This is a genomic window from Marinomonas colpomeniae, from assembly GCF_014803385.1.
Lineage (GTDB): Bacteria > Pseudomonadota > Gammaproteobacteria > Pseudomonadales > Marinomonadaceae > Marinomonas > Marinomonas colpomeniae.
The window spans coordinates 240,808-261,289 of the sequence record NZ_JACYFC010000002.1; the positions used below are offsets into that span (position 1 = coordinate 240,808).

Genomic DNA, 20,482 nt, shown 5'->3' on the forward strand with positions numbered 1-20,482 from the left:
GTTTAAACAATTTTAAGAGTCAATAAGACTCACATAAAATAAAGTCAATATGATATCTTTGAGTCAATAAGACACGAAAAGCAATCTATCCGATGAGTCAGTCACAATGAATCAGGTTTCAAACAACGCTCTACTTGGCTTTGCACTCGACCTAGCCAGTGCGGTTACTCAACCCAATCGTTTTGAGCAATTGGTGTACGCCGTACGTGCCACTATCAATTGTGATGCGGTTGTTTTACTGGTGAACAATAACGATGTGCTGACACCGATTGCCCAGCGTGGTTTGTCTGATGACCTGATGGGAAGGCGTTTTGTTATCGAAGAACATCCTCGACTCAAAGAAATCTGTAGCGGTCATTATCCTGTTCGATTTCCGGCAGACTCAGAATTGCCAGACCCTTATGATGGAATGGTAATCGGCCATGACGACCACTTACGCGTGCATTCTTGCATGGGCGTGCCTTTGCATTTAGAAGGCAAACTGATTGGCGTGGTGACGCTAGACAGCATCACACCGGGTGTATTTGATAACATTGATTCAAGAGCATTAGAAATTATTGGCGCTATGTCTGCCATGACCTTGAATACAGCCATTTTGATGGAACAACTGGAAGACAAAACACAGCGAGCACAACATGTACTTCAAGCCATGAATGAACAAGCCCAAGTAAAAGGTGGCGGCGAAATGATTGGTCAAAGTGATGTTATGAAGGCGCTAGATCAAGCGATTAAGCTGGTAGCACCTTCTGATTTTGCGATTCTGATTGAAGGGGAAACGGGTGTCGGGAAGGAACTCGTAGCACGTATGCTCCATCAAACTTCATCACGTTCCGCATCGCCTATGGTGTATGTGAATTGCGCAGCGATTCCTCATCATCTAATCGAAAGCGAGTTATTTGGTCATGTGAAAGGGGCTTTTACGGGCGCGGATCGGGACCGACAAGGAAAGTTTTTGCTCGCAGATGGCGGAACCTTATTCCTCGATGAAATCGGTGAATTACCATTAGAAGTACAAGGCACCTTGCTAAGAGCGATTCAAAACCAAGAAATTCAAGCGGTTGGTAAAGATCAAGTTCGTAAAATCGATGTGAGAATCATCGCAGCGACCAATCGCCATTTAGAAACCGAGGTCACGGAGCGTCGTTTTCGCGCTGACCTATTTCATCGCCTCAGTGTGTTTCCTATTCAAGTGCCAGCTTTGCGTCATCGACAAGGCGACATTCCATTATTGGCAGGTTTCTTCGCTGAGCGATTTCGTCGTAAATTGGGTTTGCAGCAATTGACCTTATCTAGTTCAGCCATAGAGCTGTTAGAAGCTTATCGCTGGCCTGGTAATGTCCGTGAGCTAGAGCATGTTATCTCTCGTGCCGCTTTGTTTGCCAAAGCGGATACCCCGACTGGTATTACCGTGATTTCACCTGCTCATTTAACAGGGTTACAAATAAACCAAGAGGCAAAAGAAAGGATACAAAATAAAGAGAGTAATACTGCTAAAAATACTAATAAGGCTAGAGAGGTAGTAGATTTTCGTTTAGAAACAAAAGCTTATCAACGAAATTTGATTCAATCTGCATTAGATCAAACGAATGGAAACTGGACGAAAGCAGCGGAAGATTTGTCTATGGACAGAGCCAACTTAGCTCGATTGGCTAAGCGACTCGGTATTCGAGTTATTAAAGAGGTTGTTTCAAAGTAATACTTTCATCTAAATCGACTGATTAATTCGTCGGCTTTATGACTGTTCTTAAAGTAAAACCTGTTGTTTTAATCGTACCTGCAATAACCAAAATAGCACCGATTAATGTGTGCCATCCGACTATTTCGTCCAAGAAAATGACGCCCCATAACACCCCAAAAATAGGAATTAAAAATGTCACCGTTAGCGTTGATGGCATTCCTATGTCGTTTAATAACTTATAGAAAATTAAGAAGGCTACACCAGTGCAAATAATGCCTAGTGTTAAAACTGAAGCCATCACAACCCAATCAATATCAGCCACCGAGTTAGGCGGAATAAAGAATAAAAGAGGCGTTATAAATAAGGTGGCCATAAACATAGAGCCGTAAGCGTTTGCTATAGGGTCTACTTTTTTTGCTGTTTGTGTGTAGGTGCTTACTATGCCATAACAAATCGGGGCACATAGCACGACCAATACAGCAAACAGGTTATTGCCTTCTAATAACTCTGGATCAAGTCCAACAATCACTGCCACACCTAATAAACCGAGAAATAAGCCAATGACTTTTCCTGCCTCAAGAGACGTTCGAAAATAAAGCGCGCTTATCGCAGTACCAAAAATAGGTGTTAATGCATTAACGACGGACATCAGTGACGCGGTTAAATATTGCGCCGCATAGCCATAACAAAGAAAAGGGATCGCAGCACTCAAAATACCAATGACAGCATAATGCTTTCCGTTTTCTTTTAAATTGATTTGTTTCTTTAAGAAAAGCACGACAAAGAAAAGAAATAGAGCAGCGAAACCTACTCGACCTTCAATGAGCCAAACGCCACCCAATGATGGTGCGCCAATACGCATAAACAGAAAAGATGCACCCCAAATAGCAGCCAGTAAAATAAGGTAATACGCGCTTTTTAAGCCCATGTAGACATCCTTTAGGAGAGCTGTTTATTTAGATTTGAATGGTAGCATTTTTTATTATGAAGACATGACGATTCTTTTAGAAATTACTTCCTATTATAGGTCGTGATGTGCTGCGCTTACTTGGCGAATACGTTCGGCTGGAAACTCTAATTTAGGTAATAAATAGTCTTTCAATTCTTCTGAATAACCTAGCTCATCTAAAGCTGCTGCCATGCAATTTAGCCACATGGCTTTTTCCTTTTCTGTCACTATCAAATGCGCATGAGCCTGAGGAAGATTAATTTCACCATAAGTCTTTGCGTATAAACGCTCTCCTCCCATCCAACCAGACAAAAAAGCCGTTAGCTTGTTGATTGTGAGCTCTATGTTTTTTGGATGCATCTCAAACAATGGGTGAAACTCTGGAGTGTTTTCCATAAGACGATAAAAAGTCTCAACCAATTTTCGTAAGCCAGTTAATCCTCCAACGGCTTGAAGTGTACCGTCGCTGTCGCCATAAATTGGAGGGTTTGCCTGTGTCATTTAGTCTTGATCTCGTTGTTGCTTTTTATCTTTCTTAGATTCTTTATCAAGGTCCATTTTAATTGAATTGCGGTAACCACCTAACGCAGCTAAAGCGCCAATGATGAAACTCATATATAGAGGAATTTCGAACAACAATGTGATGCTGATAAAAACACACCCTACCGCTAAACCTTCAATAAAAGGTTTGAATTTCTTAGGAATAGCGTTAAACATAGGTTTCTCCACGATGTATAAAATAAACGCGAGTTTAGCAAACTTATACGACGATGCGAGCAATATTGTGGAAAAAAGCATTACTTATCCAAGATTTTAGACATGTTTCTTCAAGCACTTTTCAATTTTCATATATGTGGACAAGTTGATGAAAAATGAAAATAATGAGTAGATAAGGTTTAAATTTAACCGATAATAGGCTAAATCATTAAAAAACCTAGTTCAATGTGAATAACTGCTATTATTTCCCACAGAATTTATCAATATAACAGCGATTATTGTTGGTTTTTTATCCACAAGCAGCGACATACCCACAAGTGAGATTTCTGTGACAAAATTATCACTAAATTCTGTATTTTACGCTTATCGCTCGAATATCGCGTTAAATACCAAAATTTGGCGAATGGCGTGGCCGCCGATGGTATCGAACATTACAACGCCTTTATTAGGTTTGGTTGATACGGCCGTTGTTGGACACTTAGGAACAGCAACACACCTTGGTGCGGTAGCGATTGGTGCAAGCATTTTTAGCTTCCTATTTTGGGCGTTTGGTTTTTTACGAATGGGGTCGACAGGACTCACAGCACAATCACTGGGTCAAGGTGATGAAAGGCGTGTTCGCGAGCTGTTATTACAATCTATATTGATGGGTGTTCTCATTGGTTTGCTGCTGATTTTATTTCGTGCGCCTTTAATTGATATTGCTATAGATTTGATGCAGCCAAGTACAGATGTAGAGCCTTGGGCGCGGCTTTATTGTGAAGCCCGAATTTTTAGTGCACCAGCGGTGTTAGCTGGCTATGCCTTAATGGGGTGGTTTTTTGGCGTGCAATACGCAAAAGGAGCCCTGTGGATGTTGTTGGTGATTAACCTTGCCAACATGGTGCTCGATTATTTCGCGGTTTATGGCCTAGGTATGGCCAGTGATGGTGTGGCGTGGGCGACGGTATTTGCGCATTATATTGGCGTAACCGTGGCGGGTGTTTTGGCGTGGCATAAGCTAAAAGGTTTTTCTGGCCACGTGCCGATAAAAGCCTTGGTGAAATGGAGAGAATACATAGCATTAGTACAGGTAAACCGTTATCTGTTTGTGCGCACGATTTTGTTATTATTAGTCATGTTGTTTTTTACCGCTCAAGGGGCGCGCCAAGGGGATTCCATCCTTGCCGCAAATGCCGTATTACTGACTTTCTTGATGATCATTTCCAATGCGCTTGATGGCTTTGCTTTTTCAGTAGAAGCTTTGTGCGGCGAATATTATGGTCGTAAGGACAAAGATAATTTTCGTAAGGTAGTTCGTCTTTCTACCTATTGGGCATTATTCGCAGCGGTTATTTTAATGCTAATTTTTTGGCTTTTTGGTAATCAAATCATTAATTTATTAACCAATGTTGATAGCGTTAAAGATACCGCCAAACTGTACCTACCTTGGCTTATATTTTTTCCTCTGTTGGGTATTTGGTCTTTTATGTTAGATGGGGTCTTCATTGGAACGACCAGTGTGAAGCAAATGCAAAACACCATGATTATCTGTGTTTTAGGGGTTTTCTTTCCTGTTTGGTTTATCACTCAAGGTATGGGGAATCATGGTTTGTGGTTTAGCCAAGCGGTATTATTCCTTGCTCGCGGGGTAACATTATATTGGTGCTATTTACAAAATATGAAGAAAGAGATCTGGTTTAAAAATATTTAAACCAGATTATTATTCATTGTCGTTATTTTGGTTTTCTGTTCTACGCAATGAACGTTCTATTCGTGTTTCTTCTTGTCGCATTTTTAATAAATTATCTTCGACAAACACCAAGTGGGTATGCGCTGCGACGCGAGCATCGTCTGCGTTCCCATTGATAATCGCCTGATATAGATTGTGATGTTGTTCCATCACAAGACTGCGAGCGGCTCTTTTCTCAAATAAATTTTTAAGATTGGTTGAAATACTTTTTGCAAGAACAGCATGTAAGCTGCGTAACGTATGTAATAACACGACGTTATGGGAAGCTTCGGCAATCACCATGTGAAATTCAGCATCTAACTTTGCTTCTAAGGTGAAGTTTTGATTTTGATTCGCGCTAACTAATTGATCAAAGCAATGGGTTAGTTTTGCTTTGTCTGCGTCTGTGCTTCGCAGTGCTGCGTAATAAGCTGCTAAGCCTTCTAATGCATCTCGAAATTCTAATTGGTCGTATAAGAACTCATCGTGAGAGCTCAGCAAGTCTTGTAGTGGATCTGCAAAGGCACTGCCAAGTTGTTCTGATACATAGGTTCCACCGCCATGTCGACTAAATAAAACTTCGCGAGCAACTAGCTTTTGGATTGCTTCTCTAACAGAAGGTCGAGACACCTCGAATTGTGCTGCCAATTCTCGTTCTGGTGGTAGTTTTTGCCCTGCTTTGAAGCTTCCTTCTAATATCATTCCTTCCAGCTGTTGCATGATAATATCGGAAATTTTACGTTGCTTAACGCGTCCGAAAGGGCTGGGTTCCATGCTTATTCCTATAAAAAATCAGTATATGGTGAATAACTTAATAATTGGTAAAACCAATAAAATTGCCTTAAAACTGTCTAGATATGAACTAAAGTATAGGTTGACAAAGATTAAGGCGCTTCTTATTGTGCTGACTATATCGGTCGGTAAATTGGTCTTACCAGTTTAAAGCTTTTTTTGTCAGTTTGTCCAGCTTATGTATTTTGAATGTTCATTCCTTAGTGCTGTTTAATTCATTGAGAATCATTAAAGAATATTAAAAATAATTAAAGGCGAACGACTCACCATTTGTATGAATGGTTTTTTACATAGGATTTTTTATGACGACTTCACATACAGTCGGCGAAAAGCAGTCACAATATGATGATTTGTATCGAGTTTTAAAAGACTCAATTGATGAGTCTAGGTTAATTCGAGATCCACTTAGAACCTTGGCATATGGAACCGATGCAAGTTTCTATCGATTGATTCCTCAGCTTGTGGTGCGAGTGGACAATGAACATGAAGTGCAATTAGTGCTTAAAGAAGCTCGTTCTCGTCATTTGCCTATTACTTTTCGTGCCGCTGGAACGAGTTTATCGGGCCAAGCGGTGACTGACTCTATTTTGATGCAGCTTTCCGATAACTGGAAAGGCCATAAAATTCACGATCACGGTCATAGTATTTCCATGCAACCTGGCATTATCGGCGCGAAAGCTAACTTATTGCTATTGCCTTTTCAGCGTAAAATTGGCCCAGATCCAGCGTCTATTAATGCTTGTATGATTGGTGGTATTGCAGCGAATAACGCCAGCGGAATGTGTTGTGGTACTGCGCAGAACAGTTATCAAACGATTCAAAATGCACGCCTTATTTTTGCTGATGGCACTTTATTAGATACGGCAAATGAAGAAAGCCGTCTTGCCTTTGGCAATCGACATGCTGACTTGTTAGATACATTAGGTCGACTATCAAAAAGTGTTCAAAGCAATACTGAACTTGCTGATAGAATTAGATACAAGTACCGTTTAAAAAATACAACAGGGTATAGTTTAAATAGCTTGGTAGATTACCAAGATCCCTTCGATATCTTGCTTCACTTGATGATTGGCTCTGAAGGTACCTTAGGTTTCATCAGCGAAGTTACGTATGAAACGGTACTAGATCACCCAATTAAAGCGGCTGCGATGATCTTCTTTGATAGCATGGAAGTCACTTGTCATGCGGTAACGGCGTTAAAAATGGCACCAGTATCGGCGGTTGAGCTGATTGACCGCGCGGGATTAAAAGCCGTTGAAGGCAAACCGGGAATGCCAGAAATACTGTCTTCTCTTGGGCCTCAAGCCGCAGGCTTATTGATTGATGTACGAGCGTCTAATGCGAAGGAACTAGAAGCTAACCTAGTGTCTGTTTCTCAAGCTTTGAACGGTTTAGAGACCATCAACGACATAGCATTTACGCAAAATAAAGCCATTTACGATTCTTATTGGAAAATCCGTAAAGGCTTATTTCCAGCTGTTGGTGCGGTTCGTCCTGTTGGTACAACCGTTATTATTGAAGACGTTGCCTTCCCAGTAGAACAACTTGCAGAAGGCGTGTTGGAGCTGCAAGGTGTTTTCCAAAAGCATGGTTACCATGAAGCGATTTTGTTTGGTCATGCGCTTGAAGGTAATCTGCATTTTGTTTTCACCCAAGGCTTTGAAGACCCAGCCGAAGTGATTCGTTACGAAAAACTCATGGAAGAAGTCGCTCAGTTGGTTGCCGTGAAATACCAAGGTTCTTTAAAAGCCGAACACGGCACTGGTCGAAATATGGCACCCTTCGTCGAGTTAGAATGGGGTAAAGAAGCCTACGACATTATGTGGGAAATTAAGCGCGCGTTTGATCCTCTGTTCTTGCTGAATCCAGATGTCATTCTTTCTCACAATGCGAACTTGCATGTACAGAATTTGAAACCTATGCCTAAGGCGAACGACAGAGTTGACACTTGTATTGAGTGTGGTTTTTGTGAACCTGTTTGCCCTTCTAAATCGCTAACCTTAACACCTCGCCAACGTATTGTTATATGGCGTGAAATTCAAAGTTTAAGCGCGTCAGGCGATAACCCTGAACGTTTGGCGAGATTACAAAAAGACTATGATTATCAATCGATAGACACCTGTGCAGCCTGTGGTCTGTGTTCTACTCAATGCCCTGTTGGCATAAATACGGGCGATTTAACGAGAGAACTACGGCACGACCGAAATCCAGACAGTAAAATCGGTTATTGGGTCGCCGATCATTTTGAAGGCGTGACGAAAACGGCAAAGGTAGGATTAACGGTAGCGAATGGTGCACGTCATATTTTGGGTAACAAAGGTATGGGCATTGCGACCGGGGTACTGAATAAAGTATCTGGCAGTGTGATACCTAAATGGCACAACCAAATGCCGAAACCAGCTGGCTTGATTCCTACGTTTGATTGCAGTGATTTAGAGTCGACTGAAACATTGAAAGAAGTAATTTATTTCCCAAGTTGCGCAACACGCGTCATGGGGGCAGGACCCAATACGGAAGACAAACGCTCAGTGATGACCGTCATGTTTTCTGTGCTTGAAAAGGCAGGTTTTAAAATAACTGTACCTGAAGGTGTAGAAAGCCAATGTTGTGGTATGGCGTTTGAGTCCAAAGGTCAATTTGAGGCCGCTCACCAAAAAGCCAATGACCTCAATACGTTATTGCTCGCAGCGAGTGACAATGGACGAATCCCTGTCGTGTGTGATGTGAGTCCTTGCTCATTACGCATGAAGGAAAGTTTAGATTCTCGTTTGGAATTGCATGAACAAGTTAGCTTCTTATCGACGCATGTGATGTCGCATTTAACGCTGAAAGATAAAGTAGAGAAGATCGCGCTTCATGTCACTTGCAGTACCACCCGAATGGGATTGGCTGACGATTTTGTTGCCTTGGCGAAACAGTTAGCAGACGAAGTCGTTATTCCACCTGAGATTACTTGTTGTGGTTTCGCTGGTGACAAAGGTTTCTCAACCCCTGAGCTAAATGCCAGCGCGTTAAAAACCTTAGCCAAAGCCGTAGAAGGCTGTGATGTCGGTTATTCCAATAGCCGAACTTGTGAAATCGGTTTGTCAGAACACAGTGGCATCGAGTATCAGTCGATTGTTTACTTGGTTGATCAACTGGCTCAGTCTTCTGTTTCTTAGTTGCGTATTATCAGTTAACTCACAACAAAGACCAACGCCTCATAACATCCATTCGGCGTTGGTCTTTGTTTCTTGGCTATTCTTCAGGTGTGTCTGAGAGGATATTTAGATTTTAAATTACACGTATTATGCTTTCTAAACTTCAAATCATTTTTCTGTCAAAAGCATTAATGAAGTTCCCTTTTCCTCGTATCATTCATATTGCATTCCTTTGTCTAATCGATGAAATAAGGTTAACTCTGGAAACTCGTATAACAAGATCAATGCCGAGCGGATGTTATCGCTTTAGCGCCGAAGCAAGGCATTGATCTTGTTGAGCGTTGAAACTCTAGCTCCATTAGTTATCTTAAAGCTATTAGTTAAAACTACAGAACCAAGCTGGTGTAAATCCCAAATACGCAGACGATGAGTAACGCGACGCCGATGAATCGGAAGAAAACCGCGGTTTCGGCTTGTTGAATGCGGTTGTAGAATCTCTGTCCAAAAACATGACCGATCAAAGCGCAAGGCAGTAACCAAAGTTGATGGATAAGCTGTAAGTCGATGCCAGCGATAAGGAATGAGGTCATTTTGATTAATACCAAAATAAACCAAAGTACGAATAACGTATCGCGAAGTTGGAAACGTGACACTTTGGTGGCGAAGACAGAAACAATAAGCGGCGCGCCGATTAGTGAGGTGCCGCTGACGTAACCGCCAAGCATAAGGAAGACGGTGTCGAGGATTTTATTATTACTGTAGAACGGTTTGTTCAAAATATACGACACAGCGAAAACAGCGACAATCACAAAAATCACGCCGGTGACTATGTCGCTTGGTAATGTCAGTAAACCAAATACGCCGATGAGCTTGGGCCCAATCATAATGCCAAGGGCTTTTTTAAGGTACCGCCAATCGATATTACTGCGAGTTTCTACTGCCTCGCCCTGCTCTGCAGCTAACCGAGCTTTTGCCTTTGCGTCTTTTGACCCTTGCCATGCAATCCAGCTTGAAAACACCAATAAATGAACAGAAATAATAGGTAAGAAAATCAATGGTGAGTTTTCTACTAATAATAAAAAAGGCAGCGCAAGCACTGCACCGCCGAAGCCTAATCCACTACGAACAAAACCACTCCAAATGAAAATGACGCCAATTAAGACGTATTGCCACCATAGTAAATGTTCCATGTTTATCCCTATTGAAAAGTGGTATTTTTGAGGAAAATGTAAAGAGAGTATAGTGTAACGATATTTACACTTGTAAGCTAAGCCACCTGAATGCTCGTCTCGAAAGAATGACAAAGCATTTGTTTGAGTTGTTTTTAGATCGAGTTTTTTAGGAGTAAGGAATGAAGTTTCGTTTGTATTTAGCCGTGCTGATGTCTGGCATTATGTCTTTATTAATGTCTGGCTGGATCACATTTATTAACGTCGGAATAACGTCTGATTTTTTAACTTTATGGGCGGCGGCTTGGTGTTTGGCGTGGCCTGTTGCTGGTTTGGTTGCCTTTACATTTGGCCCATCAGTTCAAAAGTTGAGTGCTTGGTTAGCGAAAAAAAGCTAAACTTTTAAATTTCATTTATGTCTGAAAATCGCACGTCGTTTCAATGTTAGATCAATGAAGACGACGTGCGATTTTGCATCAAAAACTTTTGAGTTTTTAGAAGGCTGTTGGCGGTATCGGTAAAACGTGTTCCGTCGTCTGTTTTGGATCTTGTTGGCATTCTCCCCACGTGCGATCCATTGGAATCACACCAGCCCAAACAGGCCAGCTGTAATCTTCTGGGTCATCAACGGGTGGTTCTGCTCGCAGTTTTACTGACGCTTCTTCTATTTTGATTCGTACTAAACCAGTGGCTTTGATTTCATTATCGTTAACAGGTCTTAATTGCTCCCAGCGACCAGGACTTACCTTGTCTAAAAAAATCTTAAACTGACGCACTTTTTCTTCTTTATTATCAATCAATTCTGGCACACCAAATAGCGTCACAGAACGGTAGTTCACCGAGTGATGCATAGCGGAGCGCGCCATTACTAAACCGTCTAACAAACTGACGTTAATACACACTTTTTCTGGTGTGTCGATTGGGCCTTTTACATTACGAGCTTTCGAATGCGCGTGCCAATAAAAGTAATCCTCTTCACGCCAATGACAAGTAGGTGTGACAAAGACTTGACCTTCTTTAGTTTGGCCAACATGACACATAAGAGCCGCATCAATGATGTCTAAAGCTGTTGCCTTGTCGTAGCTGGCTCTGTTTGGCCCTCTTTTAACTTTACTTAGCGGTGTTTCGAGTGAGTCGCTCATTAGGTTTCCTTTTGATTCTTTGTTAAACATCTAATTCGTAATAAAAACTTTGGCTTTGAGTGAAGCCGACTTTTTCATACAAGGCTTGTGCAGGTAGATTGTTTGACGATGTTTCAAGCATGAGTCCTCGCGCATCAGTTTCTTTTGCTAGCGCTTTAGAAGCGGCAATGAGCTGTTCGGCAATACCTTGTTTTCTATAATTGACATCAACAAATAAATCATTTAATAACCAAAGTTTTTTCATGGCTGTTGAGGAAAAAAGCGGATAAAGCTGAGTGAATCCAACGATTGTTTTTTCACCGTTATTAAGTACTTCAGCAATAAAAATAACTGACTCTTTTTGCTCTATTCTGGACTTAATAAAATCAGTAGCGAGCTCTGTATTATTTTCACATCGGTAAAAATCTCGATACTGCTCAAATATTGTGACGACAGGTGTAAGGTCGTTTAACTCTGCTTTTCGAATATCCATCATTTTCGTATTATCCTTTGAATAAGCGTTCTTTTTTAAGCGCTTTATCTTGTGGGTGAAGGTGTATCTCGTTATAAACAACTCTAGAGGAATCTGGCTTTTATAAAAATAGCCAGAATACATATAAAAAAGCAGGCCAGATATGAAATACGCGATAGGAAGTTTACGGTTTTCTCTTAACGAAGATGGAGCATCGTATTACCAACAATTGATTGAGCAAATTACTCAAGGTATTGCGTCAGGAGAGTTATCCGTGGGTGATAAGCTTCCCTCTTCACGTGCTCTGGCTGTGTCTTTGGGCGTTTCAAGAAGTACTACATCACGAGCATATGATCAGCTGGTGGCGGAAGGTGTTTTGGTGAGCGAAGAAAAGCGTGGTGTGTTTGTGTCTGCTTTACCTATGGTTGGTCGTCAGAAAACGCTTTTATTGGATGTTAAAAAGGCGAGTAATAAAATACCGACTAACCAGAAAATTAAAAGAATAGGGTTTGATGCAGGTGTAGATGTTGCTGCTTTTCCAACCAAGGAGTGGGCAACCAGCATGCGTCGTAGTTGGTTGAATCCTGATATGGCTTTATTGCAGGGTGGTTATCAAACGGGTTACCCAGATTTAAAAGATGCCATTGTAGATTACTTGTATCGTGTGCGTGGTCTTGAGTGTGTATCAGAGCAGATTATTGTGACGGCGGGCAATCGAGATTCGTTGATTTTATTACAGCATGCGCTTACCTCGTTATTAGAATCTAAGAGTCAAGAAGCTAAAAAAGCATCTGTTTCTTGGTGGCTTGAATCCCCTACTTATCCGCCAATGCGTGAAGTCCTTTCTCAGAAAGACAAAATACACACTATTCATATTGACGATGAAGGTCCTTGTTTACCGAAAGATCGTCTTGTGAATATAGGGATTATAACGCCAAATCGGCAATATCCTTTAGGGACAGGAATCAGTTCGCAACGTCGACAGCAATGGCTCAAAAAGCTACAAGAACCGTCTTCTGATTGGTGGCTGGTTGAGGACGATTATGACAATGAATTTGTGTATCAAGGGCGAAGCGACGTGCCTTTTATGCAGACGGCGAGTATTCATGAAAAGGCGCGAGATCGTGTCTTTTTTGTTGGCAGTTTTTCGAAAGTCTTGTTCCGTGGCTTACGATTGGGTTTTATTGTCGCGCCTGTAAAGCAAATTGATTTAATTAAACAAAGCCAAGCAACGTTAGGGTCATCGGCTTCTTTACCAATTCAGCCTGCTGTTGCTGATTTTATGATTCAAGGCAGTTTTGATCGTCATATCAATCGAATGCGTCGGCATTATCGAATCAAGCGAGATTTTCTTTTAGCCTTATTGGAAGAAAGTATGAACCCATGGTTTGAATGGAAGAAACCTCGTGGCGGTATGCATATTCTTATTGAGTTCAATGCTGATGCAATGAATGCTTTTCCTGATGAATGTCTGGATGCCCGTATAGCCTCTGAGTTGTTGTTACAAAACATACATCTTTCTACGTTATCTTCTCATTATGTTGATCAGACAATAACTCGACAAGGTTTCGTGTTGGGTTTTAGTGGATCAACTGAGTCTGCTATGTCTCAGTCTTTATATGCACTACAGGGTTGGTTGCAAAAACACATGGGAAAAGAGAGTAAGTGAAGCGTCAATTTAAGGTCTATAATGAATAGAATCTGATAACCCAATTATGATCTTTTTGTATGATTAATGGGTTATAAGTAAGTTTTATTTCTCTTAGATCTAGAGTGATATAATTAGGCATATTTTATAAACGGTAGCATCAAATTTCTTGCTTACCTTGGTTCAAGAGATCGGGCTTTAGATGGATTTTTTTGCGCTCGTAGTATAGTATTCGCCAGAAAAAAATTGATCTAAATCACTAAACTGTGCGTAACCAATGATTAATTGTTCAAACAATTGATTGTGGAGTGCGATTTAAGCTGCTGACTATTGTAAAAGCCTTGGTGCAAAAATATAATCGTCAGGCTTAATTTACACTACATGCAATATGCGATGTGGTTTTTTGATGGTATCTACGAAGATGCTCATAATTTTATTTTTTAAGCATTCAATTTAGTTTTCATAACTAGATACATTATGTTTATGAATTCTAATGAGTTTAAGTTAAGCGCCTAGTTTGGTTGTAAAAGCTGTTCTAGGACATTCTGAGGTTACAGATGAAGAAAAAACTGTTCCAGTCAACTATGCTGCTTTCGCTTGCGCTACTTTTAAGTGGTTGTGAGCTAGCTTTGTTCGATTCAAGCGGTGTCACGGGCAAACAAATGGGTGACACTATTCTACTTACTATGGGATTGATGCTTATTGTAGTTATACCAACTATTTTAATGACAATCTGGATTCCATTTAAATACCACGCAAGTAAGAAAGACGAATCTTACGATCCAGAGTGGGAGCACTCTAGTAAGATAGAATTTTTTGCTTGGGGTGTACCTATTGTGATTATTGTCGTGCTAGCGACGATCACCTACATTACATCGTATTCACTTGACCCTAGGAAAGAGCTTGTTTCAGACAAGAAACCTCTGACTATTCAAGTTGTTGCAATGGATTGGAAATGGCTTTTCTTGTTCCCAGAAGAAAAAATAGCAGTGGTTAACGAAGTTGCCTTCCCTGTAGATACGCCAATTAACTTTTTGGTTACTTCTCAATCTACAATGAACTCATTCTTTATTCCTAAGCTTGGTGGACAAATTTATGCCATGGCTGGTATGGAAAACCGCATAAACATAATGGCTAATGAAATTGGTGAGTACCGAGGTATATCAGCAAACTACAGCGGTTTTGGCTTTGCGGGAATGCGTTTTAAAGCAAAAGTAACCTCTGAAGAAGATTTTGGAAAATGGTTAGACGGTGTGAAATCTTCTGGTCGAGTGCTAACTGGTGCTGAATATGATCGCTTAATTGAAAAGACACGTGATCATAAAGTGGAGTATTTCTCATCAATAGATCCTCTACAATTTAAGAATATTATTGAGTCTTTCACTGGAGCCCAAAATGGTTCAAACTGATTTAATCAAAGATCCTCATGTGCTGACTGGTAAGTTGCACTGGGGCGTCATTCCTTTCCATGACCCAGTTGTAGCGCCTGTAATGGCTGCTGCTGTTCTTGGCGGATTACTATTGGTTGCTTTTATAACCTACAAGAAACTTTGGGGTTATTTATGGAGCGAATGGTTTACTTCTGTCGACCATAAAAAAATCGGTATCATGTACTGTATCGTTGCATTAGTGATGTTGGTGCGTGGTTTCTCTGATGCCATTATGATGCGGACGCATCAGGCCTTATCGACGTCAGATTCGTTTGGCGAAGGATTTTTACCCCCCGAACATTACGATCAAATTTTCACCGCCCATGGTGTAATCATGATCTTCTTCGTGGCGACTCCTTTAATGATTGGTATCATGAACGTGATCATGCCGTTACAGATCGGTGCGAGAGACGTTGCGTTTCCTTTCCTTAACTCATTAAGTTTTTACTTATTCCTAGTTGGTGCACTACTCGTAAACATCTCATTGTTTGTTGGTGAATTTGCGGCAGTAGGTTGGTTAGCTTATACGCCTCTTTCTGGGATCGAATACAGCCCCGGGGTCGGAGTTGATTATTGGATATGGGCTCTGCAAATATCTGGTATTGGTACAACGTTAACTGCGGTGAACTTTGTGGCGACTATTCTGAAAATGCGTGCTCCAGGCATGACAATGATGAAAATGCCTGTGTTCACATGGACAACGTTTTGCGCCAACATAATTGCGTTAGTTATTTTCCCAATTCTAACGGTTGCTATCGCTCAGTTAACACTTGACCGCTATTTAGATTTCAACTTCTTCACCAATGATGATGGCGGAAATCAAATGATGTGGGTTAACTTGATTTGGGCTTGGGGTCATCCCGAAGTGTATTTCTTGGTATTGCCTGCGTTTGGTATGATTTCAGAAGTGACAGCTACTTTCTCTAGAAAAAGGTTGTTTGGCTATGTCTCTCTAATATGGGCGACTATTGCCATCACAATATTGTCTTTCCTAGTATGGCTACACCATTTCTTTACGATGGGTTCCGGCGCTAGTGTAAATGCTTTCTTCGGTATCATGACAATGATCATCGGTATACCTACAGGTGTGAAACTCTACAACTGGATCTTTACTATGTATAAAGGTCGTGTAGAGCTAACTGCTTCTATGTGGTGGGTAATCGCTATGCTAATTACTTTCACCGTAGGTGGAATGACTGGTGTAATGTTATCTATCCCTGCAAATGACTTCATGCTGCATAATAGCATGTTCGTACCTGCTCACTTCCATAACGTAATCATTGGTGGTGCGGTATACGGTTACTTCGCTGGTTTCACATACTGGTTCCCTAAAGCAACTGGAGTGAAACTAAACGAGACGTTAGGTAAATGGTCTGTAGCACTTTGGTTCTTCGGTTACTTCTTCGCTTGGGTTCCTTTATATATAACTGGTTTCGACGGTATGACTCGTCGTCTGCAGTATATTGATAACCCAGAGTGGCAAGCATATATGTATATTGCGATTATCGGCGTAGCTCTTATCGCAGCGGGTATTGGTACTCAGGTATTCAATATTGCTTGGAGTTTGTACAACCGTAATAATCCTAAATACAAAGATGAAACTGGCGATCCATGGGATGCCCATACTTTAGAGTGGTACACAACTTCACCACCACAGTTCTATAATTTTGGTGATGTTCCATACATCAATGACCGTGATCCGTTGCTTGAAATGAAGCAAAAAGGTATCGCTTACAAGCGCCCTGAAAAATACGAGCGCATCCATATGCCTAAAAATACGTGGGCGGGTCCAGTGTTAGGCTTATTAACATTACCTATGGGGTTCGGTTTTGTATGGCATATTTGGTGGATGGTCATTGCTGCAGTAGTTGCTATCTTCGCTTGCTGGGTGAAACTCAATTTCGAGCGCGATAAAGATTACTATGTCGAAGTTCCTGAAGTTGAAGCTATTGAAGGTAAATTCTTGAAGAGTAATGAAGGTCGTAGTTATTACTTTGAGAAGAATGCTAAATACTACAAAAAGTGGAAGCCATCGGATCAAAATGACAGCACGGTTGTTGCTAAGTAACCAATAAACCGTAGTTATAGCGTTATCAATAGGTAGCGCTATAACTAGATTTTAAATTTTGGAAGATATTTATGACTGCATTAACTAACGATCATGATCTTCATGACCATGACGATCATCACCATCATGAGGCTGAAGCCGCTGATCGCTATATGTTTGGCTTTTGGCTATATATAATTAGTGACTGTTTACTTTTTAGTACTTTGTTTGCTACTTATGCCGTAATGGGTCAAAGCTTTGCAAATGGCATTACACCTCATGAATTGTTCGACTTGAACTTTGTTGCTGTTGAAACGGCATTGTTGTTGTTGAGTAGTTTTACATTTGGTATGGCTATGCTGGGTGCCAATGTTGAAAACATGGCAAAAACTAAGTTTTGGTTAATCATTACTGCGTTACTGGGGCTAAGCTTCCTTGGCATGGAAATTTATGAATTCATTCATTTCAGTCATGAAGGTGCTACGCCACAAACAAGCGGTTACTGGACGTCGTTCTACAGCCTAGTTGCGACTCACGGTCTTCACGTAACAGCGGGTTTAATCTGGATGTTTTTCTTATTCATTCACTTTAATCGCGACGGTTTTTCTCACGAAAACAAAATTCGTTTGGCTTGCCTAAGTTTGTTCTGGCATTTCCTAGACATCATTTGGATTTGTGTTTTTAGCTTTGTATACTTAAGAGGAGCTATGTAATGTCATCATCTGAAACTGGTCCTGGTGGACAAGCTCACGGTAGCGTAAAAGAATACGTAACGGGTCTTATTCTCTCTATTATATTGACGGTTATTCCGTTCTATTTGGTAATGTCAGGCGCTGGGAGTGATACTTTCACTGTTATTGCGATTGTTGTTGCTGCGATAGCTCAGGTTTTAGTTCAAATGGTTTTCTTTCTTCATATGAATGGATCTTCTGAACAAACATGGTTAACCGTTTCTGCTGTTTATACAGTGTTTATCTTACTTTTCGTTATTGTTGGTTCATTGTGGATATTCGAACACTTGAATCATAATATGCTAATGGGTCACTAACTTAGTCGAGAAAATTATGTTTAAAGACTATGTTTCGCTGACTAAGCCAGGCATTATCTTCGGAAATCTTATAGCCGCTGCAAGCGGCTTTTTCCTTGCTGCCAAAGGCAACATAGATTGGTTTCTACTGCTTATTGTATTGGTTGGAACGGCATGTATTGTTGCGGCCGGGTGTATTGTTAATAACTGTGTCGATCGTGATATCGATTTGAAAATGAGTCGAACTAAAGACCGTGCTATCGCCCAAGGGCGTATAGGTGTAGGTTCTGCTCTTATTATGGCTCTGGTTCTTGGTGTCATCGGTTTTGCGTTATTGCATATCTATACAACGGCCTACGCGGTTCTCTTTGGTGTTATTGGAATCCTGGTTTATGTGGGTCTTTATACCCTCAAGTACAAACGTAACTCTGTATACGGAACGCTTGTTGGTAGTTTGTCTGGTGCGTGTCCTCCAGTAATGGGCTATGTCAGTGTCAGTAATGGCTTCGACATTGGTGCTGCTATCTTGTTGTTGACCTTTTGCTTCTGGCAAATTCCTCATTCCTATGCCATTGCTATTTGTCGATTTGATGATTATAAAGCTGCGAATATACCTGTATTGCCTGTGAAATACGGCGTACAAACTGCTAGATATCATATGTATGTTTACATTGTCGCTTTCGCAATTGCTGCTTTGATGCTTTTTGAAAGAGGCTTTGTTGGGGTGATATATGCTCTGGTTGTTAGCTTAATGAGCATCTACTGGATCTATTTAGTTAAGATTGGATATAACGTAGAGAATGAAAAAGCATGGGGACGAAAATTGTTTGTATTTTCGATTATTGTTGTCACCATTTTTAGTGTTTTGATCTCGGTTGATTATGTGAATCATGGGCAAGCTGAGGTCGCTTTACTTCAACATTCTCAAGTGGCTATGCAATCATGAATGAATCTAGAGTGATAAAAATAGCTATATTTACTGCTGTTTTTCTTTCCATTTTTATTATTGTCTTTTATGCGACAACTTCTACTCGCCCAATCGGAGAAAAGTACAAATCATTGAGTGAGTTAGGTGGTCCATTTACTTTGGAAACCAAGAAAGGACCATTTTCTCTTTCTGATATTGAAGGAAAAGTGGGCGTTGTTTATTTTGGGTTCTTAAGTTGTACTGAAGCGTGTCCAGCGTCTATTGGCGTTGTACAAGCCGCGTATAAGCAACTTACAGACGCTGAAAGAGATGGCGTTCAGTTTTTGTTTATCAGTGTTGATCCTGAAAGAGACTCCTTGGAAGACCTTTACGATTTTGGTGATTATTACGATAACGATCTTCTCGCTCTTACAGGAACTCAAGAAGAGATTGATAAGGTTACATCTGACTACGGTGTATTTTTCGAGTTAACGGACTTAGAAGGTTCTGCGCTTGGTTACACGGTTGATCACTCATCTCGTTTTTATATGATTGATAAGAACGGCAAGCTGTTTACCACTATGAGTCATAGCACAACACCAAGTGAACTCGCGGCACGTATAAAACAGCTTCAAAACATGGAAAGTACTTCTTCTTAATTTTTTCACCCATCGTTACATCTAAATGAAAGGACGTGTTATGTACCTTGTTCGTCATTTGTTTTTAGTATTTACCATTATCCATGCAATGTTTCTTTCTCTACATGCTCATGCCGAGACGTCTATGTCTGTCATAGTCGAAGAGCATAAAATTGAGCAATGTAAAATGCCTTTGATTGCGATTGCCGATGAGCTCATTGGGAAAAATGTTCATCGATTGCATGTGGATCAACCTAAACTGCACGCTGACAAATATCCATTTACCGTCATCGGTGTTATTTCGTATAAAGATGATGATGCGCAAGTACAATTTAATGCGTTCCCTATGGTTAATGGTGAATGTGAGGTGTCATATCAAGAGGTGTTTGAGGCGCCTGAAAATTGTTTAGAAGTGCGCGAGCAAATTTTTAAGAAGTGGGAATACGTCGGTAAATTAAGTAAAGACAGTTTTTTCTTACGTCATAAAGAACGCTTTACAAAAAACGCGACATTAACAAGTATTAAATCTGGCTCTGAGTGCTTAGTCACTCGACGTCACAGTGGATTTTAAGAGGTAACCTTATGAAAAAGGCAATAGCATTACTATTAATGGCGGTTACACCACTGGCTTTCTCTGCTCAGCTGGACATTAGCAGAACGAACCTGAGAGCAAACACACCAGGTAGTGATAATACCGCTGCTTATATGTTGGTTGAGAACTTAACAAAAGAAGACGTGCGTATTGTTGGAGCTGAGTCTGACGTGTCAGAGTTTACAGAACTTCATAGCCACAAAATGGACGGTGATCGAATGATCATGCGTCATGAAAAATACATTGATGTTGATGCTGGCGAATCAGTACGTTTTGCGCCAAACGGTTATCACGTTATGTTGATAGGCCTTAAGAAGCGCATTAAACATGGTGAGCAAGCAACCATCACCTTGAAATACGATGATGGCACCTCGCAAGATTTTAAGTTCGATGTCATCGATCCAAGAAAAGTCGCTGAGTAACCTTTCTTGAAAAATAGATCTG

General features: G+C 40.8%; 20 protein-coding genes. 13 read left to right on the forward strand and 7 right to left on the reverse strand.

Going from position 1 to position 20,482, the window contains the following annotated elements; genetic code table 11:
- Positions 1-106: 106 nt before the first annotated feature.
- Positions 107-1,696 carry a nitric oxide reductase transcriptional regulator NorR gene (norR, locus tag IF202_RS06300; protein ID WP_191594041.1) on the forward strand — a complete coding sequence of 530 codons (1,590 nt, stop codon included), beginning with the start codon at positions 107-109 and terminating at the stop codon, positions 1,694-1,696.
- 22 nt (positions 1,697-1,718) lie between these two features.
- Here norR and IF202_RS06305 read toward each other — a convergent pair whose 3' ends face one another.
- The 3 genes from IF202_RS06305 to IF202_RS06315 form a co-directional block, all read right to left on the reverse strand.
- The gene (locus IF202_RS06305; protein ID WP_191594042.1) at positions 1,719-2,606 is read right to left on the reverse strand and encodes a DMT family transporter; all 888 of its coding nucleotides are present in this window, start codon (positions 2,604-2,606) and stop codon (positions 1,719-1,721) included.
- A 93-nt stretch (positions 2,607-2,699) separates the two neighbouring features.
- On the reverse strand, positions 2,700-3,128 hold the full coding sequence (locus IF202_RS06310) for a group II truncated hemoglobin (protein ID WP_191594043.1): 429 nt from the start codon (positions 3,126-3,128) through the stop codon (positions 2,700-2,702).
- A complete protein-coding gene (locus IF202_RS06315; RefSeq protein WP_206705406.1) occupies positions 3,129-3,344 on the reverse strand; it encodes a hypothetical protein in 216 nt (71 codons plus the stop codon).
- Positions 3,345-3,747: 403 nt separating this feature from the next.
- On the opposite strand from IF202_RS06315, the gene IF202_RS06320 reads away from it, so the two are divergent.
- Entirely contained in the window at positions 3,748-5,037 is a 1,290-nt protein-coding gene (locus IF202_RS06320) for an MATE family efflux transporter (RefSeq protein WP_191594597.1), read from the forward strand.
- A gap of 9 nt (positions 5,038-5,046) precedes the next feature.
- Here the strand turns inward: IF202_RS06320 and IF202_RS06325 are convergent, their stop codons facing one another.
- The gene (locus IF202_RS06325) at positions 5,047-5,829 is read right to left on the reverse strand and encodes an FCD domain-containing protein (protein WP_191594044.1); all 783 of its coding nucleotides are present in this window, start codon (positions 5,827-5,829) and stop codon (positions 5,047-5,049) included.
- 320 nt (positions 5,830-6,149) lie between these two features.
- Here IF202_RS06325 and IF202_RS06330 point away from each other — a divergent pair, with 320 nt between their 5' ends.
- Positions 6,150-9,008 carry an FAD-binding and (Fe-S)-binding domain-containing protein gene (locus IF202_RS06330; RefSeq protein WP_191594045.1) on the forward strand — a complete coding sequence of 953 codons (2,859 nt, stop codon included), beginning with the start codon at positions 6,150-6,152 and terminating at the stop codon, positions 9,006-9,008.
- Between the two features lie 365 nt (positions 9,009-9,373).
- Here the strand turns inward: IF202_RS06330 and IF202_RS06335 are convergent, their stop codons facing one another.
- Positions 9,374-10,177, reverse strand: a complete 804-nt coding sequence (locus IF202_RS06335; RefSeq protein WP_191594046.1) for a sulfite exporter TauE/SafE family protein — start codon at positions 10,175-10,177, stop codon at positions 9,374-9,376.
- A gap of 161 nt (positions 10,178-10,338) precedes the next feature.
- Between IF202_RS06335 and IF202_RS06340 the strand changes: the two genes are divergently transcribed.
- Complete coding sequence (locus IF202_RS06340) at positions 10,339-10,554, forward strand: DUF2798 domain-containing protein (RefSeq protein WP_191594047.1); 216 nt, start codon at positions 10,339-10,341, stop codon at positions 10,552-10,554.
- Between the two features lie 96 nt (positions 10,555-10,650).
- Here IF202_RS06340 and IF202_RS06345 read toward each other — a convergent pair whose 3' ends face one another.
- Both IF202_RS06345 and IF202_RS06350 read right to left on the reverse strand, forming a co-directional pair.
- The gene (locus IF202_RS06345) at positions 10,651-11,298 is read right to left on the reverse strand and encodes a pyridoxamine 5'-phosphate oxidase family protein (protein WP_191594048.1); all 648 of its coding nucleotides are present in this window, start codon (positions 11,296-11,298) and stop codon (positions 10,651-10,653) included.
- A 22-nt stretch (positions 11,299-11,320) separates the two neighbouring features.
- Positions 11,321-11,773: a GNAT family N-acetyltransferase gene (locus IF202_RS06350; protein WP_206705407.1), complete on the reverse strand. Its 453-nt coding sequence runs from the start codon at positions 11,771-11,773 to the stop codon at positions 11,321-11,323.
- A gap of 139 nt (positions 11,774-11,912) precedes the next feature.
- Here IF202_RS06350 and pdxR point away from each other — a divergent pair, with 139 nt between their 5' ends.
- From pdxR to IF202_RS06395, 9 genes are all read left to right on the forward strand, one after another.
- The gene (gene pdxR / locus IF202_RS06355; RefSeq protein ID WP_191594049.1) at positions 11,913-13,418 is read left to right on the forward strand and encodes a MocR-like pyridoxine biosynthesis transcription factor PdxR; all 1,506 of its coding nucleotides are present in this window, start codon (positions 11,913-11,915) and stop codon (positions 13,416-13,418) included.
- Positions 13,419-13,954: 536 nt separating this feature from the next.
- A complete protein-coding gene (gene cyoA, locus IF202_RS06360; RefSeq protein ID WP_191594050.1) occupies positions 13,955-14,806 on the forward strand; it encodes a ubiquinol oxidase subunit II in 852 nt (283 codons plus the stop codon).
- Positions 14,793-16,895 carry a cytochrome o ubiquinol oxidase subunit I gene (gene cyoB / locus IF202_RS06365; RefSeq protein WP_191594051.1) on the forward strand — a complete coding sequence of 701 codons (2,103 nt, stop codon included), beginning with the start codon at positions 14,793-14,795 and terminating at the stop codon, positions 16,893-16,895. The genes cyoA and cyoB overlap by 14 nt, the downstream gene beginning before the upstream one ends.
- Before the next feature lie 71 nt (positions 16,896-16,966).
- Positions 16,967-17,587 (forward strand): cytochrome o ubiquinol oxidase subunit III, encoded by a 621-nt coding sequence (gene cyoC / locus IF202_RS06370; RefSeq protein ID WP_191594052.1) that lies wholly within the window; start codon positions 16,967-16,969, stop codon positions 17,585-17,587.
- Positions 17,587-17,922, forward strand: coding sequence for a cytochrome o ubiquinol oxidase subunit IV (cyoD, locus tag IF202_RS06375; protein WP_191594053.1), 336 nt, complete (start codon positions 17,587-17,589; stop codon positions 17,920-17,922). The genes cyoC and cyoD overlap by 1 nt, the downstream gene beginning before the upstream one ends.
- Before the next feature lie 16 nt (positions 17,923-17,938).
- A complete protein-coding gene (gene cyoE / locus IF202_RS06380; protein WP_206705408.1) occupies positions 17,939-18,847 on the forward strand; it encodes a heme o synthase in 909 nt (302 codons plus the stop codon).
- Positions 18,844-19,467 (forward strand): SCO family protein, encoded by a 624-nt coding sequence (locus IF202_RS06385; RefSeq protein WP_191594054.1) that lies wholly within the window; start codon positions 18,844-18,846, stop codon positions 19,465-19,467. Before cyoE ends, IF202_RS06385 begins: the two co-directional genes overlap by 4 nt.
- Before the next feature lie 40 nt (positions 19,468-19,507).
- Positions 19,508-20,017: a hypothetical protein gene (locus IF202_RS06390; protein WP_191594055.1), complete on the forward strand. Its 510-nt coding sequence runs from the start codon at positions 19,508-19,510 to the stop codon at positions 20,015-20,017.
- 11 nt (positions 20,018-20,028) lie between these two features.
- On the forward strand, positions 20,029-20,460 hold the full coding sequence (locus IF202_RS06395) for a copper chaperone PCu(A)C (RefSeq protein ID WP_191594056.1): 432 nt from the start codon (positions 20,029-20,031) through the stop codon (positions 20,458-20,460).
- Positions 20,461-20,482: the final 22 nt, after the last annotated feature.